We start from the raw sequence: 22,397 nt of genomic DNA, 5'->3' as shown, positions 1-22,397 counted from the left end.
TTAGGAGTCCTTTCGGGAGTAGAACGGTGTCTCAACGATAGTAAACGGGTAACGGCGCCCGCGGATGTCAATTTCGACGTCGGTGCCAATTTCTGCGCGCTGCGGGTCGAGGTGGGCGAGCGCGACCGGGTAGCCCAGCGTCGGCGACGGCTGGCCGGAGGTGACCACGCCGATCTTCTCGTCGCCGATGTATACCTCGGCGCCCTCGCGCGCGGCGCGGCGATCCTGCGAGGTCAAACCCGCGATGACCACGGAGGGCTCGCGGCCGGTCAGGGCCTCCTTGCCCACGAAGTCGGCCTCCTTCTTTGCGAAGGCGCGGCCCATGCCCGCCTCCACCGGGGTGATGTCCGCGGTCAGCTCGTGGCCGTAGAGCGGCATGGAGGCCTCCAGGCGCAGCGAGTCGCGCGCGGCGAGGCCGCACGGGGTGCCGTGGCCGATAACGGCCTCCCACACAGAGGGCGCGTTGTCGAAGCTGGAGTAGATCTCGAAGCCGTCCTCGCCGGTGTAGCCGGTGCGGGCGACGATGACGTCGATGGTGTCAGCGCCCTCGCCGAGCTTCATTTCGCCGGCGGAGTAGTAGGGCAGGTCGCCAGGGGCGCCGTCGACAAGCGGCTCGAGCACCTCGAGCGCGCGCGGGCCCTGGACGGCGATGAGGGCGATCTCCTCGCTGCGGTTGGTCAGCTCGACATCGAAGTCGCCGACGCGCGACTGAAACGCCAGCCAGACGGCATCCGTGTTGGCCGCGTTGGGCACCACTAGGTAGCGGTCCTCGGCGAGCTTGTAGCTAATTAGGTCATCCAGGATGCCGCCGTCCTCGGCGACGATCATGGAGTACTTCGCCTTGCCCACCTTCAGGTTGGACAGGGAGGAAATCAGCGCGTAGTCCAAAAATGCGCCTGCGTCAGGGCCGATGACGTCGATCTCGCCCATGTGGGACAGGTCGAAGATGCCGACGTCGGAACGCACCGCGCGGTGCTCCTCGAGCTCACTGCCGTATTTTAGCGGCATGGTCCAGCCGCCGAAGTCCGTGAAGGAGGCGTTGAGCGCCTCGTGCGTGCTTTTCAGGGGTGATTCTGGCATGGTATAAGCCTTTCCTACTTGGAGTTTTCTTCGGTGACTACCACGTCGACCTCTTCGACGGCATCGGGCTCGATGTCGAAGGCCTCGGGCGGCGGGCAGGCGCACTGCAGGTTGCGGTCGCCGTAGGCCTCGTCGATGCGGCGCACCGGCGGGAAGTACTTGTTGTGGATCAGGTTCGGCACAGGGTAGGCCGCCTGCTCGCGCGAGAACTCGTACGGCCACTCGCTGCGCGCGACGCTATAGGCGGTGTACGGGGAGTTGTGCACGACGGACTTCTCGTACTCGATGGTGCCGTCGACGATCTCCTGGATCTCGGCGCGGATGCTGCGCATCGCTTCGATGAAGCGTTTCAGCTCGGCGAGGTCCTCGGACTCGGTGGGTTCGACCATGAGCGTTCCCGCCACGGGGAAGGCCAGGGTCGGGGCGTGGAAGCCGTAGTCCACCAGGCGCTTGGCCACGTCGGTGGCGGTGACGCCGGATTCGGCGGCGATGCCGTTGAGGTCGAGGATGCACTCATGGCCGACCAGTCCGGCGTTGCCGGTGTAGAGGATCGGGTAGGAGTCTTTGAGCTCGTTGACGAGGTAGTTCGCCGCCAAGACTGCGTTCTGGGTGGCCTTCTTCAGCCCCTCGGCGCCCGACATAGCGATATACGCCCACGAGATCGGCAAAACGCCGGCCGAGCCGTAGGTGGTCGACGAGATCGGCACTCCCGCGCCTTCCGGCACGTCGGTGGATGCGTGCTCGCGGGAGACCTGGGGGTCGGCCGGCAGGAAGGGCACGAGGTGCTCCGCCACGCCGATCGGGCCGACGCCCGGGCCGCCGCCACCGTGCGGGATGGTGAACGTCTTGTGCAGATTCAGGTGGCTGACATCGCCGCCGAAGTCCCCCGGGCGGCCGATGCCGGTCAGGGCGTTCATGTTGGCGCCGTCGATGTAGACCTGCCCGCCGGCCGCGTGGACCTTGTCGGCGACGGTCTGGACCGTGTCTTCGTACACGCCGTGCGTCGAGGGGTAGGTCAGCATGATCGCCGCGACGCGTCCGGCGTGCTGCTCCAGCTTGGCGTCGAGATCCGCGATGTCGATGGAGCCGTCGGCGGCAGTCCTAATGACGGCGACGCGCAGGTTGGCCAGCGTCGCCGAGGCGGCGTTCGTGCCGTGCGCGGAGGCCGGGATGAGGCAGATGTCGCGTTCGGAATCGCCGTTGGCGACGTGGTAGCGGCGGATGGCCAACAGGCCGGCCAGTTCGCCCGTGGCGCCGGAGTTCGGCTGGACACTCACGGCCGCGTAGCCGGTGAGTTCAACGAGCCAGTCGGACAGCTCGGTGATCAGCTCGCGCCAGCCCTCGGTGTACTCGTCGGGGGTGAACGGGTGCACGTTGGCGAAACCCGGCCAAGTGATGGACTCCAGGCCCGCGGTGGGATTGAGCTTCATCGTGCACGACCCCAGCGGGATCATGGTGCGATCCAGCGCAAGATCTTTATCGCCCAGGGTGCGGATGTAGCGCATCATCTGGGTCTCGGAGTGGATGGCGTTGAACGTCTCGTGCGTCAGGAAGTCGGTGGTGCGTGCGAGCTCCTCCGGCAACGTGCTGTCGCCGACGGTAACGGTGCCGCCGAACGCCTCGACGAGCACACGCAGGTCCTCGTCCTCGGTGTCCTCGCCGAAGCTGACCACGACGGTGTCGGCGCCGATGGTGCGCACGAGGTAGCCCTTGTCGGCCAGCGACTGCTTGATTTCTGCGGCCCGGCCAGGCACGTCCACGGCGACGGTGTCGAAGAAGTGCGCGTGGCGCACGGTGCCTTCGCTAATCGACGCCGCAAAGCTCGCAGCCCGGTCATGAACGGCCTTAGCGATCTCGGTGAGCCCCTGAGGCCCGTGGTAGACGGCGTACATCGACGCCGTCACCGCGAGCAGGGCCTGGGCGGTGCAGATGTTGGACGTCGCGCGCTCGCGGCGAATGTGCTGCTCGCGTGTCTGCAGCGCCAGGCGGTAAGCCGGATAGCCCTCAGCGTCGACGGACACGCCTACGAGGCGGCCAGGCATCTGGCGCTTGAGCTTGTCGGACACCGCCATGTACGCGGCGTGCGGGCCGCCGTAGAACAGCGGCACGCCGAAGCGCTGGGTGGTGCCGATGGCGATGTCGGCGCCGAGCTCGCCCGGGGACTCGAGAAGCGTGAGCGCGAGGATGTCGGCGTCGACGGCGGCGAGGCCACCGCGCTCGTGGATGGCCTCGATGATCGGGCGCGGGTCGAGGATGTCGCCCTCGGTGCCCGGGTAGGCTAGCACGACGCCAACGAGATCCTCGCCGACGATGCCCTGGGAAAGGTCAGCGACCTCGACTTCGAGGTCGATGGCTCGGGCGCGCTCGGAGGCGACGGCGATGACCTGCGGGTGCAGGCGGGCGTCGAGAAGCACTCGGCGGCCCTTCTTCACCGCGCGCGACATCAGGCCGATGGCCTCGCCGGCGGCGGAGGCTTCGTCGAGAAGCGAGGCGTTAGACACGGGCAGGCCGGTGAGGTCTTGCACCATGGTCTGGAAGTTCAGCAGCGCCTCGAGGCGTCCCTGGGAAATCTCGGGCTGGTAGGGGGTGTAGGCGGTGTACCAGCCGGCATCCTCCACGACACCGCGGCGGATCACCGGCGGGGTCAGGGTGGAGGAGAACCCCTGGCCGTAGAAGGCCTTGAGAACGACGTTCTTGTCGGCCAGTTCGCGCAGGCGGGTCTGCGCCTGCTGCTCACTCAACGCCGGCGGAAGGGTGATCTCTTTTTTCGCCTTGATGCCGGGCGGCATGGCCGTGTCAACGAGAGCTTCGACGCTGTCGTATCCCAAGGCTGCGAGCATCTCCTGCTCTTCAGCTTGGTCGGGCCCGATGTGACGGGAAATGAAATCCAACGCGTTCTCCTTGAATCGGGGGTGCAGTGTTACCAACAGTTTAACGAGTCCTCCGACACAGTCGCGTGCGGTTGGTGGCATAAGCCACACCTAGGCCCCTGTACTGGGAAAACAATGGCCTCCCCGGTGTGAAAACCGGGGAGGCCAAGGTGACGCGGGGTTGAGCTTAGAGCCCCAGATCGTCTTCGAACGCGGCGGTTTCGATGCGGTCGCGGATCGTGGTGACGAAGCGTCCGGCGTCGGCGCCGTCGACAAGCTGGTGGTCGTAGGTGAACGGCAGGTAGGTCATCTGACGGATCGCGATAGCGTCCACGCCGTTGTCGGTGACAACAACCGGGCGCTTCTCAATCGCGGCGGTGCCCAAGATTCCGGCCTGCGGCGGGGTGAGGATCGGCGTGTCTAGCATCGCGCCGGACGAGCCGATGTTGGTCACCGTAAACGTTGCACCGGAGAGGTCATCCGGGCGCAGCTTCTTGTTGCGCGCGCGCTCAGCCAGATCGGCGATGCCCTTGGCGATGTCGGCCAGGTTCATCTTCTCGACGTTCTTCAGCACCGGCACGAGCAGCCCCTGCGGGGTGTCCACGGCGATACCGATGTTGACGTCCGCGTGGTAGGTGATCTCCTTGGCCTCGGCGTTGTAGGACGCGTTGACGTTGGGGTGGGAGACCAGGGCCTCGGCGGCAGCTTTGACGAAGAACGCCAGGTAGGTGATGTTGACACCGTACTTCTCCACGAACTTCGGCTTCACCTTCTTGCGCAGGGCAGCGACAGCGGTGACGTCGACTTCCTGGACGTGGGTGAGCTGCGCGGTGGTCTGCAGCGACTCGACCATCTTCGTCGCCGTGATCTGGCGGATACGCGAGACCTTCTGCGTGGTGCCAATGAGCTCCTGCTTGGAGGAGTCGACACCAGCGGTGGACCAGTTCGAGCGCGGGTCCTTGGAAGCCGGCGCCTTATCGGCGGCCGCCTCGCTGGAGGAGTCGCTCGAGGCGCCGCTCGCGGCCTCAGCGGCGGCGAGGACGTCCTGCTTGCGGATGCGCCCGCCCACGCCGGTGCCCTCGATCGAGTTCAGGTCGATGCCGTGCTTGTCGGCGAGCTTGCGCACCAGCGGGGTGACATACGGAACCTTGTCGCCGCGGTTGTCCAGCTTCGTCGACGCGGCAGACGCGTTGGTGGCCTCCTCGTCGGCGCTGTCCTTCTTGGCGTCCTGCTCAGAGCGCTCGTTGGCGGCGGAACCAGCAGCGGCCTTGTCGTCCTGCTTGGGCTCTTCCTTCTCCTCTTCCTCGGCAGGCTCCTCAGCCGCAGCCTCGGACTCTGGGGTGTCCTCGCTGGAGTCGCCCGCGGCGGCTTCCGCGTCGCCGATAATGGCGATTGTCTCACCGACCTCGACGGTGTCGTCCTCCTTGGCGAGGATCTCCAGGATGGTGCCCTCGACAGGGGAGGGAATCTCGGTGTCAACCTTGTCGGTGGAAACCTCGAGCAGCGACTCGTCGACCTCGACGATGTCACCGACCTGCTTCAGCCAGGTGGTGATGGTGCCCTCAGTAACGGACTCGCCGAGCTCGGGCATCTCGACCTTGGTGGACTCGCCGGAGCCCTTCAGGTTGGTTGCGGAGGAGTTCTTCTCGTCCTTCTTCGGTGCGTCCTCCGGGTTGGTGCCCTCACCTGCGGAGGAGTTGTCCTCGGTGACCTCTTCGTCGGCGTCTGCGACGTTGTCCTCACCGCGGTTGGTCTGCTCGGGCTCGTCGGATGCTGCGGAGGCAGCGGCATCTGCGTCGCCGACGCGGGCGATGACGGCGCCGACCTCGACGGTGTCGTCTTCCTCAGCGAGGATCTCAACGAGTGTGCCCGAAACCGGCGAGGGGATCTCGGTGTCAACCTTGTCGGTGGAGACCTCGAGCAGTGGCTCGTCGACCTCGACCTCGTCGCCGACCTGCTTCAGCCAGGTGGTGATGGTGCCCTCGGTGACGGACTCGCCCAGCTCCGGCATCTCGACGTCGGTGGCGGAACCGGATGCGGGCTTGTCGGCCTTCTTGGCCGGAGCCTGCTGTTTCTTTTCTTCCTCCTGGGCAGGAGCCTCGGACTCGTCAGAATCGTCGGCGGAATCGCCAGACGGCGCCTCGCCCTCTTCACCAATTATTGCGATGGTCTCACCGACCTCGACGGTGTCGTCTTCCTGCGCCTTGATCTCGAGGATCACACCTGCGACGGGTGACGGGATTTCGGTGTCGACCTTGTCCGTGGAGACCTCGAGCAGCGGCTCGTCGACGTCAACGGTGTCGCCGACCTCCTTCAGCCACGTGGTGATTGTGCCTTCGGTTACCGATTCGCCCAGCTCGGGCATCTCTACTGAGTGCGCCATGGTTTCTGTCTCCTCGCAGGTAATTTACGACGTCATCTTCAAGGCTTTAGAGTACCCGTTTCCCGGGTGTGCTGTTGGTCACGGGGGGTCGTATGATGAGTTGCGTGTTCAACCTATTCGGCAAGCGGAAATCCTCCTCGCCGCTCAAGCCCCCGCGCGCTCCCGGGGAGACGATCCGCCCGGACGACGCGCAGTACCTGCGCCAGTGGGTCGCGGGTCGCGCCTACGTCGAGGGTTTCGTAGAGCCGGAGACCGTGGTCAACGAAATGTCCGTCGTGCTTGTCGACGAAGCCGGCAACTTCACCCGCCGCCGCATCGGCGGCCCGAAAGGCATTGACGCCGTAGCCAAGCTTCTGGGCATCACGCTTTACGACGTCGAGGAGACGGGCTACCCGGAGCGCATGCGCAAGAAGATGGAGCAGGAGCGCATCCTGCGCCGGCGCGCCGAGCAAAGGCAACGCCGCGCGAAGTTCGAGCGCGGCGAAGACCCTTTCAGCTAACTACTTGCCAGCCAGCTCGCTCAGCGCCTCCACGATGGTGCGCACCGGCGTGCCCGTGGCGCGCTTCGGCGTGTAGCCGTGCACACTCCCGGTGTTCCAGGACGGCCCGGCGATGTCCATGTGCACCCACTGCGTGTCATCGTGGATGAATCGGGACAGGTAGAGCCCAGCGTAGAGCATGCCGCCGTTGCGGGAATTGTGCACGTTGCGCATATCGGCGATGGGGGAGCGCAGCTCCTCCTCCTGCTCCTCTAGCAGCGGCATGGCCCAGGCGTTCTCGCCGACTTCGCGGCCGATCTCGGCGACGCGGTCGCGGAATTCGTCGCTGCCCATGACCGCGGTGGTGCGGGTGCCCAGCGCGACCATTTGCGCGCCGGTCAGCGTGGCGACCTCGATAAGGTAGTCGGGGGCATCTTCGGAAGCGCGGGCGAGGGCGTCGGCAAGCACGAGGCGCCCCTCGGCATCGGTGTTGAGAACCTCGCTGGTCAGCCCACCGTAGTGGGTGATCACGTCACCGGGGCGCGTGGCGCTGCCCGAGGGCATGTTCTCCGCCAGCGGCAGCCATGCTTCGATGCGCGCGTTGACGCCGAGGCGCGCGGCGGCGGCGATGGAGGCCAGCTGAGCGGCCGAGCCGCCCATGTCGGAAATCATGTCCTCCATCTGCGGCGCGGGCTTCAGCGAAATCCCGCCAGTATCGAACGTGATGCCCTTGCCCACCAGAGCAATCGCGCGTGACGACGCCCCCTCGGTGCCGTCCCACACCAGATGAACGAGCCGCGGCGGGCGCGCGGAGCCCTGGCCCACGGCGACGATGCCGCCGAACCCGTTGGCCGCGAGGTACTCCTCGTCGTAGACCTCCACGTCAAGCCCGCACTGGCCGGCGACTTCCTCCATGATGCGCGCGTAGGTCTCCGGGTAGAGGAAGTTGCCGGGGGTGTTGACCAAGTCGCGGGCGAGCAGCGCGGATTCGGCGATGATGACGGCGCGGTCGAACTCCGCGCGGGACTCGGCGGAGTCGCTACCGACGACGGTGATGCGCGTCGGCGCGGTCTCCTCCTCCGGCTGGGCCTTCAGCCCCGTGTAGCTGTAGCCGCCGAGTAGGAGCCCCTCGACGATGGGGCGGATGCCCAGCTCGGTGGTGATCGTGGCGCGCTCGACGCCGGTGAGGTTGCGTGCGAGAGCGCCGGCGGCGCGGCGCACGGCGTCTTCGTCAATCTCATCGGAGTCGCCGAGGCCGAAGGACAGCGTCAGGTGGTCGTCGACAAGCAAGCGGCTCACTTCGCCCTGCTTGCCTCGCGCGCCGACGGCCTCGAGGCTCTCCAGCAGTCCCTGGGCGGCGAGCGCCGTGACCGGCAGCTCCAGACCGTCGCTAGTGGATACGGGCACGAGCGCAACACCCGGATCAGCCGGAACCTCCGTGGCGAATTCCAGCTCAACGGTGGTGCCGCGTGCCGGCAGCGAAACCTCGAACGTCATTTACAACCAATCCTTTCTTCCTGGGGAAATCGGAAAGTTTATTTCTGATCAACCGTACCGTGTCAAAGGAGTAGAGTATGTTCGCATGACCACCCTGAACTCCACTGAATTCACTGTCACGAACAACCCCAACCCAACTCCGGACGCCGAGCGCGCCGAGGTTTTGCGGGAGCCGAAGTTCGGGCAGGTATTCACCGACCACATGGTCTCCATTGATTGGAGCAGGGAACGCGGTTGGCACGATCCGCAGGTCCGCCGCTACGGGCCGATCTCGCTCGACCCCGCGGCGAGCGTGCTGCACTACGGCCAGGCGATCTTCGAGGGCTTGAAGGCGTATCGTAACCGCGGCGGTGGGATCACTACGTTCCGCCCCGAGCAGAACGCCGCGCGCATGCGCTCGTCCGCGCGCCGACTCGCCATGCCGGAGCTTCCCGACGAGCTGTTTCTGGAGTCGCTGCGTCAGCTCGTCACCATCGACGAAGCGTGGGTCCCCGAAGCCGGCGGGGAATCGTCTCTGTACCTGCGCCCGTTCATGATCGCTAACGAGGCATCCCTTGGTGTCAAGCCGTCCTCGTCCTACACCTTCTACGTCATTGCCTCGCCGGTTGGCGCGTACTTCCGCGGCGGCGTGAAGCCGGTGTCGGTGTGGATCTCCGAGGACTACGTGCGCGCCGCGCCGGGCGGCACCGGCGACGCGAAGTTCGCCGGCAACTACGCCGCGTCCCTGCTCGCGCAGGCCCAGGCGGAGCAGAAGGGCTGCGACCAGGTCGTGTGGCTCGACGCCATCGAGCGCTCCTACATCGATGAGATGGGCGGCATGAACCTGATGTTCGTCTACGGGTCCGAGGACTCTGCCGAGGGCGTCACCATCGTCACCCCGTCGCTGTCTGGCTCGCTGTTGCCGGGTATCACCCGCGACTCCATCCTGCAGGTGGCAAAGGACCTCGGCTACGGCACCGAGGAGCGTCGCATCACTGTCGATCAGTGGCGCGACGGTGTCGCCTCCGGCGAGATCACCGAGACGCTGGCTTGCGGCACCGCGGCCGTGATCACGCCTGTGGGCAAGGTGTTGTCCAACTCCGGCGAGTTCACCATCGGCGGCAACGAGGCGGGCGATGTGAGCATGAAGCTGCGCAAGCAGCTGCGCGCCATCCAGGAAGGCGAGGTCGAGGACACCCACGGGTGGAACCAGGTGCTCGTCGAGGCGCCCGCCACCGCGTAGCTGCCTTAGCCCTCCTGGCCGCCGAGCTCCTCACCAGCGAGCTCGGCGGCCGCGTTGATAACTGGCAGGGCGAGCATCGCGCCGGCGGCCTGGCCGGTGGACATGTCGAGCGCCAGCACCGGGGTGAGCTCGAGCGCCTGGACGCATACCGCGTGGCAGGGCTCTGGGCTGAGCTGCCCGGCGATCAGCCACCGCTTGGTGCCCGGGGCGAGTTTTTCTGCGACGAAGGCGGCGACGGCGACGTACGCGCCGTCGATAAGCACGGGCGTGCGGCGAACCGCGGCCTGGGCGATCAACGCGACGAGCGTGACGAAGTCCGGCCCCGATATCGCGCGCAGCACCGCGGGGACGTCGTCGCGGAACCCGCGGACGCGGAACATGGCATCGCGCACGGCGACGACCTTGACCTTCCACACCTCGTCGTTGATGCCGCTGCCGCGCCCGATTGCCACAGCGGGCTCCGTGCGGGTGAGTGCGCCGAACACCGCCGCGGCGACCGTGGTGTTACCCACGCCGAGGTCGCCGGGGATGATCAGGTCCGTGCCGGCGTCGACCTCGTTGTCGGCGATCTGGGTGCCTAAGGCCAGCGCCTGGTTGAAGACGTCCTGGCTCATCGCGTCCTCGACGTCGATGGAGCCGTGCGGGGCGTCGGCGAAGTCGTCGACAAGCCGCAGCGTGCAGTTGGCCATGCGCGCCGCGGTGTTGGCGGGGCCGCCGCCGGCGCGGATCTCCTCGACCTGTACGGCCGTTGCCTCCGGCAGCAGCGCCGAAATGCCGCGCTGCGCCACGGCGTGGTTACCCGCGACGATGATCGCGCGCGCCCGGTCGAACGGTTCCGGGGTAGCAGACGAGGTCACGGACGCGACCCAGGCGGCGATCTCTCCCAGGCGGCCTAGGGAACGCCCCCGCACGGAGACGGAAAGGCCTTCGAGCACGCGGGCCGCTGCGGCCTCGTCGGGTACATCCACCGCGGCGAACACTACTGAACCTTCGATCCGGCTGCGACCTGCGGCTTCGGCGTGCGCCACTTGCGCGGCTGGGTGGCGCGCGAGAAGGCGTACATGCCTAGCGGGAAGCCGGTTTCATCCGTGTCGGGGAACTTGGCGCGCACGGCCTTGTTCGCGGATCGGCCGATGATGAAGCCCTCGGCGATAATCGTCAGCATAAACGCCATGGAGATAAACGTAATGATTTTGGCCACCTGCGGGCTGGCAAACGACACCAGGAACGTTAGTACCAGGATCACCAGCGCGATGGGCATGACCCAGTTGTTGATGAAGTAGCGCGAATCGATCCAATCGCGCACGTAGCGGCGCACCTCGCCCTTATCGCGGTCCATCAGGTAGCGCTCGTCGCCCTGGTCCATCCGGGCCTGCATCTCGCGGTTGGAGGCGCGGCGCTCATCGCGCTGCTTCTTCTTGTAGGCCTTCCACTCCTCTTTGGACATGGACTTGCGCAGTTCCTTGTTGCGCTGGTTCTGCTGCGCGGGCGTCAGCGCGTTGGGGTCGCGCACGACACCGCGCTTGACCTCCTGCTCAATGCGCTTCGGGGTCGGGCGGCCCTTCGGCGGGGTGTAGCCCTTGGGGAGCTTCTTTTCCTCCCGCGTTGTGGCGGCGTCGACAGGCTCGCTTGTGCCTGCAGTGGACTGCGGCAGCTCAATTTTGGTGGAGCCGGCAGCCGCCTTGGTGTTCTCGGTTTTCTGCCACGGAAGTTTCACGCCCTTAAGGCTACAAGGCCTCGCTGACGTTACGGGAATATGGCTTGCCGCATTGGCGTTGTACCCCAAGAAGCGGGCAGTAGGTAGGCTGGCTCGCAAGATCTTTCACAGTTTGTCAAGGAGCATCACATGACTGCACCCACCTCCACCACCGGCGTCACGCTGACCGACGCGGCCGCGGCTAAGGCCAAGGCCCTCCTCGACCAGGAAGGACGCAACGACCTCGCGCTGCGCATTGCCGTTCAGCCGGGCGGCTGCGCTGGCCTGCGCTACCAGCTGTACTTCGACGACCGCGACCTCGACGGCGACAAGGCCGACGAGATCGGCGGCGTCCGTCTCGTCGTAGACAAGATGAGCGTGCCCTACCTGATGGGCGCGACCATTGACTTCGCCGACACCATCGAGCAGCAGGGCTTCACCATCGACAACCCCAACGCTGGCGGGTCCTGCGCCTGCGGCGACTCGTTCAACTAAGTCGCGCTCGCTTCTCGACGCCCCCAGCAACGCCCGGGGCGTCTTTTCGCGTGGGCTGGTGTGACAAGTTTTACATCGGGCCGTTGCGTGTCCTGGGGAACTGGCAAACGTTGCAGGCGGGAGGGAACTTTTGGCACTCGGTTTTTTGGGGGGCGGGGGCGTTTGGGGCTGGGGGTTGTTGGGGGCCGCTGAGGGCTAGCTGCTATACCTCAGCGGGTTTGGTGCCACATGCGTCACACGTGAACTGGGGTTTTTCGGAGCGCGCTGCGTTGAGGTCTAGTAGCTATACCTCAGCGATGAAGACGCCAGCACAGCGCTCACCTACAACGTGACCGGGTAGTCCTTGTGCTCGATGTCCGGGTCGATGCGGTGCTCGACGAAGATGCCGTGCCAGACCATGAACGCCAGCACCGTCCACAGACGCCGGGAGTGGTCGGCTACCCCGTCGCGGTGCTCCTTGAGCATCTCCAAGACCTCGGCCTTATTGAAGATGTCGTCGGTCGCGGACTCGCGGATGGTGTCCTGGGCCCAGCCGAAGAGCTCGTCGCCGGCGAGCCAGTGGCGCATCGGTACCGGGAAGCCAAGCTTCTTGCGGTGCAGCACGTGTGCCGGAACAATCTGCTCCATCGCCTTGCGCAGCGCGTACTTGGTCGTGCCGTGGGCAATCTTCTGGTCGAACGGGATCGTCTGGGCGACCTTGAACACTTCCTTGTCCAAAAACGGCACGCGCAGCTCCAGCGAGTTCGCCATGTTCATCTTGTCGGCCTTGACTAGGATGTCGCCGCGCATCCAGGTGAACAGGTCGAGGTTCTGCATGCGCGCCACCGGGTCCATCTCGCGGGAGGCAGCGTAGATCGGCGCGGTGACCTCGCGGTGATCCCACTCACGCTTGGCCCACGGCAGAACGCGCTGGAGCTGCTCGAAGTTAAACGACCGCGCGTTGCCGTAGTAGCGCTCCTCCATAGGGGTGGTGCCGCGCTCGAGCAGGCTCTTTCCCTTCATGCCGTCCGGCAGGACGCGGCTGAGCCGGTTGAGCCCGCGCGCAAGAGGAGTGGGCAGCTTCTCAAACGGCGCGAGCGACAGCGGCTCCTTGTAAATGGTGTAGCCGCCGAACAGCTCGTCGGCACCCTCGCCGGAGAGCACGACCTTGACGTGCTTGCGCGCCTCTTGCGCCACGAAGTACAGCGGCACGAGCGAGGGGTCGGCCACCGGGTCGTCGAGGTACCACATGATCTTCGGGATCGCCGCGGCGTACTCCTCGGGGGAGACGATCTTCACGATGTGCTCGACGCCGATCGCCGCAGCGGATTCAGCCGCGACGTCGACCTCGGAGTAGCCCTCCCGCTCGAACCCGGTCGTGAACGTCAACAGGTTCGGGTTGTGCCGCTTGGCCAGCGCGGCGATCGCCGTGGAGTCGATCCCGCCCGAGAGGAAGGAGCCCACGGTCACGTCAGCTCGCATGTGCTTTTCGACGCTGTCCTCCAACGCGCGGGCGATGGCGTCGTAAAGCGATTGCTCACTGCCCTTGGCCACGGGCGACGCCTTGAACTCGGGGGTGAAGTAGCGCTTGGCGTCGACAGTGCCGCCCGGGCGAATGGTGACGGTGCTGCCGGATTCGACGCGGCGGATCTGCGCGTGCAGGCTCTCCGGCTCCGGCACGTACTGCAGGTCGGTGTAGTGGACGATCGCGCGGCGGTCCAGCTCCAGCCCCAGGCCCAGCTCATTGGCCATCTCGAGGATGGACTTCTTCTCGGAGGCGAACACGGTGCCCTTGTCGGTGGAGGCGAAATACAGCGGCTTGATGCCGAACTGGTCGCGCGCGGCGAACATCGTGCGCGTCTCGGTGTCCCAGATGACAAAGCCGAACATGCCGCGCAGGTGGTTGACCACGTCGGCGCCCCAGTGGTGGAAGCCAACCACGATCGGCTCGCCGTCGCCCTCGGTGTTGAAGGTGTAGCCCTCGGCCGCGAGCTCGTCTCGCAGCTCGAGGTAGTTGTAGATCTCACCGTTAAACACGAGCGCGTAGCGGCCTGGGTTTTCGGCGGGGCCCCAGCGCAACGGCTGGTCGGAGTGCTCAATGTCGATGATCGCCAGTCGGTTGAAACCGAACACAGCGTCGTCGTCGTTCCACGTACCTGCGGCATCCGGACCGCGGTGGTAAATGCAGGGCAAAGCCCTTTCCACTGCCCCTACGAAGTGAGATGCGTCATTGTTCGCGGCGAGAAAACCGACGAGACCGCACATGCGTCAATGCCTCCTATATATAAGGTCGCGCCGCTTGAGCGACGCCATCGTCCCAAGAATAGAGTTTCCTCGCCGCGCAGTGTGAACCGACCTGGCCGGTGATGGCGGCAATCGTGGTTCATCCTTTGGCGCGTCCCCGGATGGGGGCCAACTTTAGGTTGATTGTTCCCCGCGGTTTTGTGAATTGGACTACACCGGCGGTCTTGGGTGGCAGGAAGCGCGCTAAATTACGGGCCCCACCAGCGCAAAGATGGTGCGGACCTCCTTCCGACATTCTGGGCCGCCCCCGAAAGTTGTGGGCTTGCCTGTGTTTTCTTAAAGAAAAGGCACGATGATCTATTCTGATTGCGTAGGAATGCTCAGCCGTATCTATAGGGCTATCTAGTCATGGGCGTTCAATTGTTGAAGTGTGGACAGGAAGGCAGACACACGTGGAAAAGGAAAAGAACCGCAGCTTGGCCAAAAAGGTCGCAGTCGCGGGCTCGCTCCTGCTCGGCAGCTTCGCTCTGGCTGGTTGCGAGGTAGCTCCGCCGGCAGCGCTGGCCAACGTGCTCGACATGGGCTGGCCCGACCCGATCACCCCCGAGGGTGTCCAGATGTACAACTTCTGGGTGTGGGTCTGGGTTGCCGCCTGGACCATCGGCATCATCATGTGGGTGCTGTTCCTCGTCGCCATCTTCAAGTGGAACGCCAAGGCGCAGGCGAAGAAGACTGACGACGAGTTCCCGAAGCAGCTGCAGTACAACGTGCCGCTCGAGCTCGGCCTGACGATCCTCCCGATCATCATCGTCTTCGTTCTGTTCTTCTTCACCGTTCAGGCGCAGACCAAGGCAGTCGCCCTGGATAAGGACCCCGAGGTGACCGTCGACGTCACCGCATTCCAGTGGAACTGGAAGTTCGGCTACTCCCAGATTGGCGCGGACCTTTCCCCGACGGGCCAGCTCTACAACGGTGTCGACGAGGCCCGCCAAGCACTGGCTGAGGATACGAAGTTCGACGCAGAGGACATGCCGAACGCCAACCCGATCCACGGCACCTCCACGGGCGACATGTCCTACCTCAACTACAACGTCATTGAGACCACCGGCACGACCGACGAGGTCCCGGTGCTCGTGCTACCGACCGAAACCCCGATCGAGTTCCGCCTCGCCTCCGGCGACGTGAGCCACGCATTCTGGGTTCCGGAGTTCCTGTTCAAGCGCGACGTCTACGCTCACCCGGAGTCGAACCAGCAGCAGCGTTCGTTCCAGATTGAGCGCATCGACCGCGAAGGTGCCTTCGTTGGACGCTGTGCCGAGATGTGCGGTACCTACCACGCCATGATGAACTTCGAGGTTCGCGCCGTGTCGCCGGAGGACTTCCGCGCATACATCCAGTTCCGCAACGACAACCCGGACGCATCTAACGCCCAGGCACTTGAGTCGATCGGGCAGGATCCGTACGCGACGACCACCCGCCCGTTCAACTCTGACCGCACCGGTACCCGCGACGGCCAGAATTACACCGACCCTAACCAGAACGTCTAAGAAAGCGAAGATCAATGGGACCTGGATCCAAAGTTTTCTACGCAATGGGCACCTTCCTTGCCCTGATTGCCCTCTTCTACATCCTGGCTACCAACTGGGTCGGCGATGACGCGTACCTGTTCGGAATCGAGTGGGTCGGCAGCGTGGGCCTCGTGCTCGCCACCGCCCTCTCCTTCATGCTCGCCGTCTACCTCGACTTCACTGAGCGCCGCATGGACATCGTCCCGGAGGATTGGGAGGAAGCCGAGATCGAGGACGGCGCCGGCGTGCTCGGCTTCTTCTCGCCCAACTCCATCTGGCCGTTCGCGATGGCGGCCGCGATCTTCTTCCTTGGCCTCGGCATTGCCTTCTGGCAGCTGTGGCTCGTCGCCATCGGTGCGGTGCTGTTGATTTGGACCACCACGCAGCTCAACCTGCAGTACGGAATCCCGCGCGAGAAGCACTAACTAGCCTCGCCGCACACACCCCCCCAAACTGAACTGCTCCCCATTAGTTGGACTGAGAAATCAGTTACCAACTAGTGAGGAGCAGTTTCCATTGAGAGCACGAAGTTCGCTGAGCGAACATCAGCGTGAGCAGCTGGTGGAGTGTTTCGAGCAAGGCATGAGCTACGGAACCGCTGCCAAGACTCTTGGTGTCTCCAAATACGCCGTCCGTACGCTGCGTCGTCGGTTTCAGCTGCATGGCAGGCTATGTCTTGTGGAGAAACCGACAAAGCAGCAGCACTCGTTCGACATCAAGAAGGAAGTTGTCCAACGCCACCTTGCCGGCGAGACAAAGATGGATCTTGCACGCGAGTTTGGCCTGTCGTCAGACCAACTCGTCAAAGATTGGTCCCGGAAATGGCGTAAAGGTGGCGATGACGCGTTAAAACCGAAGCCGAAGGGCAGGCCCAAAGGCTCGTCCGCGCCGAAGAGGCTCACGGAAGAGGAGAAGCTGCGCCGCCAGATCGAGCGGTTGGAAGCGGAAAACGCCTACCTAAAAAAATTGCGGGACTTGAGGAACCAGGGACACGTCTGAAAGTCCAGGCGATCGTCATCCTCAAGTCGCACCACCGCCTGGAGTACCTGCTAGAGGCAGCAGGTATCCCGCGGTCGACGTTCTTCTACCACCAGAAACGACGCGGTGAGCCGGATAGGCATGCTGTGCTCAAAGACGCGATCCGGGAGAGCTTCGAACGCAACAAGCATCGCTACGGCTACCGGCGAGTACTACTGGACCTGCGTAATCAGGGGTGGGTGGTCAACCACAAACTCGTCTACAAACTCATGCATGAGATGGGTCTTCGAGCCAAGGTCCGCCAGCACAGGCCTTACATCTCCTACTCCGGAACCGTCAGCCGCATCGCTGACAACAAGCTCGAGCGCAAATTCACCCCGGATAAGCCAAACACCGTCTTTGTCAGCGATGTCACCGAGTTCAGAATCGCAGGCCGCAAGGTGTATTTGTCGCCGGTGATGGACTTGTTCGACCGCTCAATCGTCGCTCACACCGTGGCTACATCGCCGTCGACAGCATTTACCACCGATTCTTTATCCAAGGCGATCGCAGCGTGTGCACCTGAAACCGGGTGGATGATGCACACCGATCAAGGTTTCCAGTACCAGCACTCGACTTGGCGCAAACTCATTGACGAACACGGTGGTGTTCAGTCGATGTCGCGTAAAGCCAACTGTTACGACAACGCGGTCATGGAGAACTTCTTTGGACACTTGAAAACCGAGATGTACCACGGTGAAGTTTTCGACACGGTCGCAGAGTTCAACCAAGCGATCGACGAGTACATCGGGTGGTACAACACCGAACGCGTCCAACAACGACTAAAGGGTCTGACTCCGATGCAATATCGGAATCAGACCCTTCAACCCCTAACCGCCTAGAATTAAACCAGTCCAACTTTCGGGGGCTAGTTCAAACCGAAAGGTGAGGGGGGTTTTGCATTGCGGCGACCGAGGCCACTAGACCCAAGGGGTCAACCGAAAGTTGGGGGAGCGCGCGGCGCACGGTGGTCAAGATGTGAGAACTGTCACTAGCCGGGGAGGGTGGGCCCACCTGGAGGGGGGAAAGCGCGCGAAATGTCCGGGCGGTTAGTGGGGGCGCCGATAAGCAACGTGCGCGCCTAAGGGGATGACCTGCAGTAATCCGAGTCGGATAGACGGGTGTGAAAGTTCCCGCCTTGCACGAGAAATTTTCCTTAGCACAAGTCGCGTGAAAATAAGGGCAGGTTGAAGCCTTTCCGTCAGTCACTTTTCGGGGGTATACGAGGTGACTTTCAGGACAAAAAGGGCGATAATCACATGCGTGACGACCGCAATTACTAACCAAGAGATGGCGACACCGCCGAATCGTGTCCCAGTGCTGAACCGGCCGAACATGGTCAGCGTGGGCACGATCGCGTTCCTCGCCCAAGAGTTGATGTTCTTCGCCGGACTGTTCGCGATGTACTTCACGTCGCGTGCAAACGGCATGACCACCGGGGACTGGGAGAAGCAGACTGAGTACCTGAACGTGATGTTCGGTCTCATCATCACGATCGTTCTCGTGCTGTCTTCCGTGACCTCTCAGATGGGCGTGTTTGCCGCGGAGAGGGGAGACGTCTACGGACTACGCAGGTGGTTCAGCGTCACCATCGGGCTCGGCGTGGTCTTCCTCGGGCTCGTCGCCTTCGAGTGGTTTGAGATGGTCAGCCACGGAGTGACTCCTCAGGCCTCCGTGTACGGCTCGGTGTTCTACATCATCACCGGCTTCCACATGGCGCACGTGACGGCCGGCATCATCGCCTTCATCGTGGTGATGTTGCGCGTTGCCAAGTCGAAGTTCACGCCGGCGCAGGCTACTGCCGCGATGGCGACTTCCTACTACTGGCACTTCGTCGACGTCATCTGGATTGGCGTCTTTGTCACCCTGTACCTCGTTCAGTAATGCGCCTTGCCCGCGGAACCCGCGGGAAGACGCCACGTATAAGACTCACAGTCGCTTAAGGGAACACGATGGATAACACCCCAAAGAAGACGCGGAGCCGCCGCAAGATGCGGCGCACAGTCGCGGGCGCCGCTGCTCTCACTCTCGGCCTGACCGGTGCTGGCTTCCTGGCTACCGCTCTGACCCCCAACGCCCAAGTGGCGACGGCACAGCGTGATGATCAGGCGCTGATCCAGGAGGGCAAAGACCTCTACGACGTCGCCTGCATCACGTGCCACGGCGCTAACCTCCAAGGCGTTCAGGACCGCGGTCCGTCTCTGATCGGCACCGGTGAGGGCGCTGTGTACTTCCAGGTCAACTCTGGACGTATGCCGATGATGTCGAATGACGCCCAAGCCGAACGCAAGCGCCCGCGCTACACCGAGTCGCAGGCGCTCGCCATGGCCGCTTACGTCGCGGCAAATGGTGGCGGGCCGGAGCTTGTCTACAACGAAGACGGTTCCATCGCGATGGAGGAGCTGCGCGGAAAGAACTACGACGGCCAGATTCAGGCCGAGGATGTTGCCCGCGGCAGCGAGCTGTTCCGCCTCAACTGCGCTTCCTGCCACAACTTCACCGGCCGCGGTGGCGCGCTGTCCTCCGGCAAGTACGCGCCTGAGCTCGACCCTGCCAACGAGCAGGAGATTTACCAGGCGATGCTGACCGGACCGCAGAACATGCCGAAGTTCTCCGATCGTCAGCTGACTGCGGACGAGAAGAAGGACATCATCGCCTTCATCAAGTCCAGCAAGGAGACCCCGAGCCCGGGCGGCTGGGGACTCGGTGGCCTCGGCCCGGTTTCTGAGGGTATGGCTATGTGGATCATCGGCGTCACTCTCGTCGCCGCTGCTGCTATCTGGATTGGATCGCGCTCATGAGCAATGAAGTGAAGAAGAATTACACTGACGCGGAACTCGACCGCATGAACAACGCCGAGCTCGCCGCACTGGGCACCGAGCTCGATGACGTCACCGTTGCGTACCGCAAGGAACGCTTCCCGGTGGAAGGCGATCCGCGCGAAAAGGCCGCAGCGGCCGGCATCAATGTGTGGCTGACCATCTCGATTGTGATGGGCCTCGCGTTTCTCGGCGTGTACCTGTTCTGGCCGTGGGAGCCGAAGTTCCATGGCGATGAAGGCCTGTGGATGTACACCCTCTACACCCCCTTGCTCGGCCTGACGTCGATGCTCGCGCTGGGTGCGCTGGGCATCGCAATCATCCAGTACGTGAAGAAGTTCGTGCCGGAGGAGATCTCGGTGCAGCGCCGCCACGACGGTCGCTCCAGCGAGCTCGATCGCCGCACGACCACCGCGCTGCTTAACGACGCTTGGGAGACCTCAACCCTCGGTCGTCGTAAAGTCATGCAGGGCCTGCTCGGTGGCGCTGGCCTGTTGACCGGCCTGATCATCATCGCCCCGCTCGGTGGCCTGATTAAGAACCCGTGGCGCCCTCGTCACGAGCTCAATTACTACGGCGACGGCACCCTGTGGACGCATGGCTGGACCAAGATCGAGGAAGGTGTGAAGGTCTACCTCGGCCGCGATACCGGTGCCATCGCCGAGCTGCACGAGGGCCAGGCAGGCAAGCACTACACCACCGCCGGTGTTTCGCGCGTGGTGCGTATGCGCCCCGAGGACCTGGCGGCCGGGTCGATGGAGACGGTCTTCCCCCTCTACGAGGAGGACGTCAATGACGGCGCAACCTACGACCCCGAGCGCGAGGTTTACGAAAACCACATGCACTCCATCCACGGTCCGCGTAACGCCGTCATGCTAATCCGTCTGCGCTCCGAGGACGCTAACCGCGTCGTCGAGCGCGAGGGGCAGGAAACGTTCCACTACGGCGACTACTACGCCTACTCGAAGATCTGCACGCACATTGGTTGCCCGACGTCTCTGTACGAGGCTCAGACCAACCGCATCCTGTGCCCGTGCCACCAGTCGCAGTTCGATGCGTTGCACTACGGCAAGCCGGTGTTCGGCCCGGCCGCACGTGCCCTGCCGCAGCTTCCTGTGACAGTTGACGAAGAAGGTTACCTCGTTGCCAGCGGAAACTTCATCGAGCCCGTTGGCCCTGCATTCTGGGAGCGTAAGTCCTAATGAGCACTAAACTCGCACAAGCCGCGGACAATATTGATTCGCGCTACACTGTCTCTGGTTTCCTGCGCCCGCAGCTGAACAAGGTCTTTCCGACGCACTGGTCGTTCATGCTCGGTGAGATGGCGCTGTACAGCTTCATCATCCTGCTGCTGACCGGTATTTACCTGGCGTTGTTCTTCGACCCATCGATCACCAAGGTAATCTACGACGGTGGCTACCTGCCGCTCAACGGCGTCGAGATGTCGCGTGCGTACGCAACGGCACTGGACATTTCCTTCGAGGTGCGCGGCGGATTGTTCGTCCGCCAGATGCACCACTGGGCCGCTTTGATGTTCATGATGTCCATGTTCGCGCACATGCTGCGCATCTTCTTCACCGGCGCCTTCCGACGCCCGCGTGAAGCGAACTGGATCATCGGTGTCACCCTGATCCTCGTCGGCATGATCGAGGGCTTCATGGGCTACTCCCTGCCCGACGACCTGCTCTCCGGCGTGGGCCTGCGCATCATGTCCGCCATCATCGTCGGCATCCCGATCATCGGTACCTGGATGCACTGGGCGATCTTCGGCGGCGACTTCCCGTCGGACCTCATGCTGGACCGCTTCTACATCCTGCACGTTCTGATCCTGCCGGGCCTGATCCTCGCGCTCGTCGCGGCCCACCTGCTTCTCGTGTGGTTCCAGAAGCACACCCAGTTCCCCGGCCCAGGCCGCACGGAGAACAACGTCGTAGGCATCCGCATCATGCCGGTGTTCGCGGTCAAGGCCATCGGGTTCATGTTCGTTGTTTTCGCCGTGCTCTCCGGCATGGCGGGTCTGACCACCATCAACGCGATCTGGAACCTGGGGCCCTACAACCCCTCGCAGGTCTCCGCTGGTTCCCAGCCCGACGTCTACATGCTGTGGACGGACGGCGCGGCGCGCGTCATGCCGGCGTGGGAGCTATACCTGGGCAACTACACCATCCCGGGTGCGTTCTGGGTGGCGTTGATGTGTGGCATCCTCGTGATGCTGCTCTTTGCCTACCCGTTCATTGAGCAGGCGGTCACTGGTGACCGTGCTCACCACAACCTCCTGCAGCGCCCCCGCGACGTTCCAGTGCGAACCGGCATCGGCGTCATGGCCGTGACATTCTTCTTGTTGCTGACCATCTCCGGCGGCAACGACCACGTCGCACACTTCTTCCAGATTTCGCTCAACGCGATGACCTGGTTCGGACGCATCGGCCTGATCGTTCTGCCGCCGCTGGTGTACTTCATCACCTACCGCATCTGTGTCGGCCTCCAGCGTTCCGACCGCGAAGTTCTGGAGCACGGTATCGAGACCGGCATCATCAAGAAGCTGCCGAACGGCGCCTTCGTGGAGATCCACCAGCCTCTCGGCCCGGTCGACGAGCATGGTCACCCGATCCCGCTGGAGTACGCGGGTGCTCGTGTGCCGAAGCAGATGAACCAGCTGGGCTACGCGGATTCCGAAACGATCGGCACGTTCTCTCCGGCGGAGCTCGGCGTCACCGAGCGGGTGCGCGACGCCGCGGAGAGCAACCACCACGACGAAATTGAGACGCTGCGCACATTGGAAGCTACCAAGCACTCATCTGACCGCGACGCAACGCCGCGAGATGACAAGTAGTTTGAGAACAGTGCCGCGTTAGAGCGCGAATAATGGGCCTCCCGAAAGGGAGGCCCATTTCTCTATTGCGACCCGGTAACGTATTACGTGTGTCAAACGTCACAGCGGCCAATCTTCGGCGGGGCCGCCGGGGCAACGGTTTCTGCGATTGACCCTCGGGAATTTCGTAAACATGCAGCTAGAAAGCATAATTTCTACTTTAGTCCCCGTGGTGG

17 protein-coding genes are annotated in these 22,397 nt (G+C 63.7%); 10 read left to right on the top strand and 7 right to left on the bottom strand.

Translation table 11 applies throughout. The annotated features are described in order from the left end of the window. The 3 genes from gcvT to sucB form a co-directional block, all read right to left on the bottom strand. Positions 1–1,080, bottom strand: a complete 1,080-nt coding sequence (gene gcvT, locus RIU96_RS10375) for a glycine cleavage system aminomethyltransferase GcvT (protein WP_136651473.1) — start codon at positions 1,078–1,080, stop codon at positions 1–3. A 14-nt stretch (positions 1,081–1,094) separates the two neighbouring features. Continuing rightward, positions 1,095–3,971 (bottom strand): aminomethyl-transferring glycine dehydrogenase, encoded by a 2,877-nt coding sequence (gene gcvP / locus RIU96_RS10370; protein WP_259822157.1) that lies wholly within the window; start codon positions 3,969–3,971, stop codon positions 1,095–1,097. Positions 3,972–4,137: 166 nt separating this feature from the next. Beyond that, positions 4,138–6,333 (bottom strand): 2-oxoglutarate dehydrogenase, E2 component, dihydrolipoamide succinyltransferase, encoded by a 2,196-nt coding sequence (gene sucB, locus RIU96_RS10365; protein WP_144779820.1) that lies wholly within the window; start codon positions 6,331–6,333, stop codon positions 4,138–4,140. Between the two features lie 104 nt (positions 6,334–6,437). Between sucB and RIU96_RS10360 the strand changes: the two genes are divergently transcribed. Continuing rightward, the gene (locus RIU96_RS10360; protein WP_136651476.1) at positions 6,438–6,833 is read left to right on the top strand and encodes an oxidoreductase; all 396 of its coding nucleotides are present in this window, start codon (positions 6,438–6,440) and stop codon (positions 6,831–6,833) included. On the opposite strand, the gene RIU96_RS10355 is transcribed toward RIU96_RS10360, so the two are convergent. Continuing rightward, positions 6,834–8,309 (bottom strand): leucyl aminopeptidase, encoded by a 1,476-nt coding sequence (locus RIU96_RS10355; protein WP_144779822.1) that lies wholly within the window; start codon positions 8,307–8,309, stop codon positions 6,834–6,836. Positions 8,310–8,394: 85 nt separating this feature from the next. Here RIU96_RS10355 and RIU96_RS10350 point away from each other — a divergent pair, with 85 nt between their 5' ends. Then, positions 8,395–9,531, top strand: a complete 1,137-nt coding sequence (locus tag RIU96_RS10350; RefSeq protein ID WP_311204951.1) for a branched-chain amino acid aminotransferase — start codon at positions 8,395–8,397, stop codon at positions 9,529–9,531. Between the two features lie 5 nt (positions 9,532–9,536). Here the strand turns inward: RIU96_RS10350 and RIU96_RS10345 are convergent, their stop codons facing one another. Next, on the bottom strand, positions 9,537–10,499 hold the full coding sequence (locus tag RIU96_RS10345) for a nicotinate-nucleotide--dimethylbenzimidazole phosphoribosyltransferase (RefSeq protein ID WP_311196677.1): 963 nt from the start codon (positions 10,497–10,499) through the stop codon (positions 9,537–9,539). Positions 10,500–10,510: 11 nt separating this feature from the next. Beyond that, the gene (locus RIU96_RS10340; RefSeq protein ID WP_311204950.1) at positions 10,511–11,248 is read right to left on the bottom strand and encodes a DUF3043 domain-containing protein; all 738 of its coding nucleotides are present in this window, start codon (positions 11,246–11,248) and stop codon (positions 10,511–10,513) included. 129 nt (positions 11,249–11,377) lie between these two features. Here RIU96_RS10340 and RIU96_RS10335 point away from each other — a divergent pair, with 129 nt between their 5' ends. Further along, positions 11,378–11,722 carry a HesB/IscA family protein gene (locus tag RIU96_RS10335; protein ID WP_136651480.1) on the top strand — a complete coding sequence of 115 codons (345 nt, stop codon included), beginning with the start codon at positions 11,378–11,380 and terminating at the stop codon, positions 11,720–11,722. A gap of 321 nt (positions 11,723–12,043) precedes the next feature. Here RIU96_RS10335 and asnB read toward each other — a convergent pair whose 3' ends face one another. After that, positions 12,044–13,966, bottom strand: coding sequence for an asparagine synthase (glutamine-hydrolyzing) (asnB, locus tag RIU96_RS10330; RefSeq protein WP_144689208.1), 1,923 nt, complete (start codon positions 13,964–13,966; stop codon positions 12,044–12,046). Positions 13,967–14,397: 431 nt separating this feature from the next. Here asnB and RIU96_RS10325 point away from each other — a divergent pair, with 431 nt between their 5' ends. The 7 genes from RIU96_RS10325 to RIU96_RS10295 all read left to right on the top strand — a co-directional run bounded on the left by RIU96_RS10325 (position 14,398) and on the right by RIU96_RS10295 (position 22,182). Further along, entirely contained in the window at positions 14,398–15,492 is a 1,095-nt protein-coding gene (locus RIU96_RS10325) for an aa3-type cytochrome oxidase subunit II (protein ID WP_144689206.1), read from the top strand. A gap of 14 nt (positions 15,493–15,506) precedes the next feature. Next, positions 15,507–15,938 carry an aa3-type cytochrome oxidase subunit IV gene (locus RIU96_RS10320; protein ID WP_144689204.1) on the top strand — a complete coding sequence of 144 codons (432 nt, stop codon included), beginning with the start codon at positions 15,507–15,509 and terminating at the stop codon, positions 15,936–15,938. A 91-nt stretch (positions 15,939–16,029) separates the two neighbouring features. Next, positions 16,030–17,372, top strand: a protein-coding gene (locus RIU96_RS10315) for an IS3 family transposase (RefSeq protein ID WP_246062663.1) whose coding sequence is annotated in 2 segments (ribosomal slippage) — positions 16,030–16,471 and positions 16,471–17,372 — 1,344 coding nt in all. Because the reading frame shifts where the segments join, the coding sequence is not laid out codon by codon here. Between the two features lie 421 nt (positions 17,373–17,793). Further along, positions 17,794–18,414 carry an aa3-type cytochrome oxidase subunit III gene (locus tag RIU96_RS10310; RefSeq protein ID WP_186309863.1) on the top strand — a complete coding sequence of 207 codons (621 nt, stop codon included), beginning with the start codon at positions 17,794–17,796 and terminating at the stop codon, positions 18,412–18,414. Between the two features lie 68 nt (positions 18,415–18,482). Continuing rightward, positions 18,483–19,331, top strand: coding sequence for a cytochrome bc1 complex diheme cytochrome c subunit (locus tag RIU96_RS10305; RefSeq protein ID WP_006839925.1), 849 nt, complete (start codon positions 18,483–18,485; stop codon positions 19,329–19,331). After that, a complete protein-coding gene (locus tag RIU96_RS10300; RefSeq protein WP_006839926.1) occupies positions 19,328–20,551 on the top strand; it encodes a cytochrome bc1 complex Rieske iron-sulfur subunit in 1,224 nt (407 codons plus the stop codon). Before RIU96_RS10305 ends, RIU96_RS10300 begins: the two co-directional genes overlap by 4 nt. Then, positions 20,551–22,182 carry a cytochrome bc1 complex cytochrome b subunit gene (locus RIU96_RS10295; RefSeq protein WP_006839927.1) on the top strand — a complete coding sequence of 544 codons (1,632 nt, stop codon included), beginning with the start codon at positions 20,551–20,553 and terminating at the stop codon, positions 22,180–22,182. Before RIU96_RS10300 ends, RIU96_RS10295 begins: the two co-directional genes overlap by 1 nt. The last annotated feature ends 215 nt before the right edge of the window (positions 22,183–22,397 follow it).

It is taken from the genome of Corynebacterium sp. Z-1 (assembly GCF_031844665.1).
Classification (GTDB): domain Bacteria; phylum Actinomycetota; class Actinomycetes; order Mycobacteriales; family Mycobacteriaceae; genus Corynebacterium; species Corynebacterium sanguinis.
Note: the sequence above shows the minus strand (reverse complement) of the source record. Positions and strands in the feature narration are given on the sequence as shown.

Coding starts and splice junctions, on each gene's coding strand:
- gcvT (WP_136651473.1), bottom strand. CDS start 1,080: ATGCCAGAATCACCCCTGAAAAGCACGCACGAGGCGCTCAACGCCTCC.
- sucB (WP_144779820.1), bottom strand. CDS start 6,333: ATGGCGCACTCAGTAGAGATGCCCGAGCTGGGCGAATCGGTAACCGAA.
- RIU96_RS10355 (WP_144779822.1), bottom strand. CDS start 8,309: ATGACGTTCGAGGTTTCGCTGCCGGCACGCGGCACCACCGTTGAGCTG.
- RIU96_RS10350 (WP_311204951.1), top strand. CDS start 8,395: ATGACCACCCTGAACTCCACTGAATTCACTGTCACGAACAACCCCAAC.
- RIU96_RS10335 (WP_136651480.1), top strand. CDS start 11,378: ATGACTGCACCCACCTCCACCACCGGCGTCACGCTGACCGACGCGGCC.
- asnB (WP_144689208.1), bottom strand. CDS start 13,966: ATGTGCGGTCTCGTCGGTTTTCTCGCCGCGAACAATGACGCATCTCAC.
- RIU96_RS10320 (WP_144689204.1), top strand. CDS start 15,507: ATGGGACCTGGATCCAAAGTTTTCTACGCAATGGGCACCTTCCTTGCC.
- RIU96_RS10305 (WP_006839925.1), top strand. CDS start 18,483: ATGGATAACACCCCAAAGAAGACGCGGAGCCGCCGCAAGATGCGGCGC.
- RIU96_RS10300 (WP_006839926.1), top strand. CDS start 19,328: ATGAGCAATGAAGTGAAGAAGAATTACACTGACGCGGAACTCGACCGC.
- RIU96_RS10295 (WP_006839927.1), top strand. CDS start 20,551: ATGAGCACTAAACTCGCACAAGCCGCGGACAATATTGATTCGCGCTAC.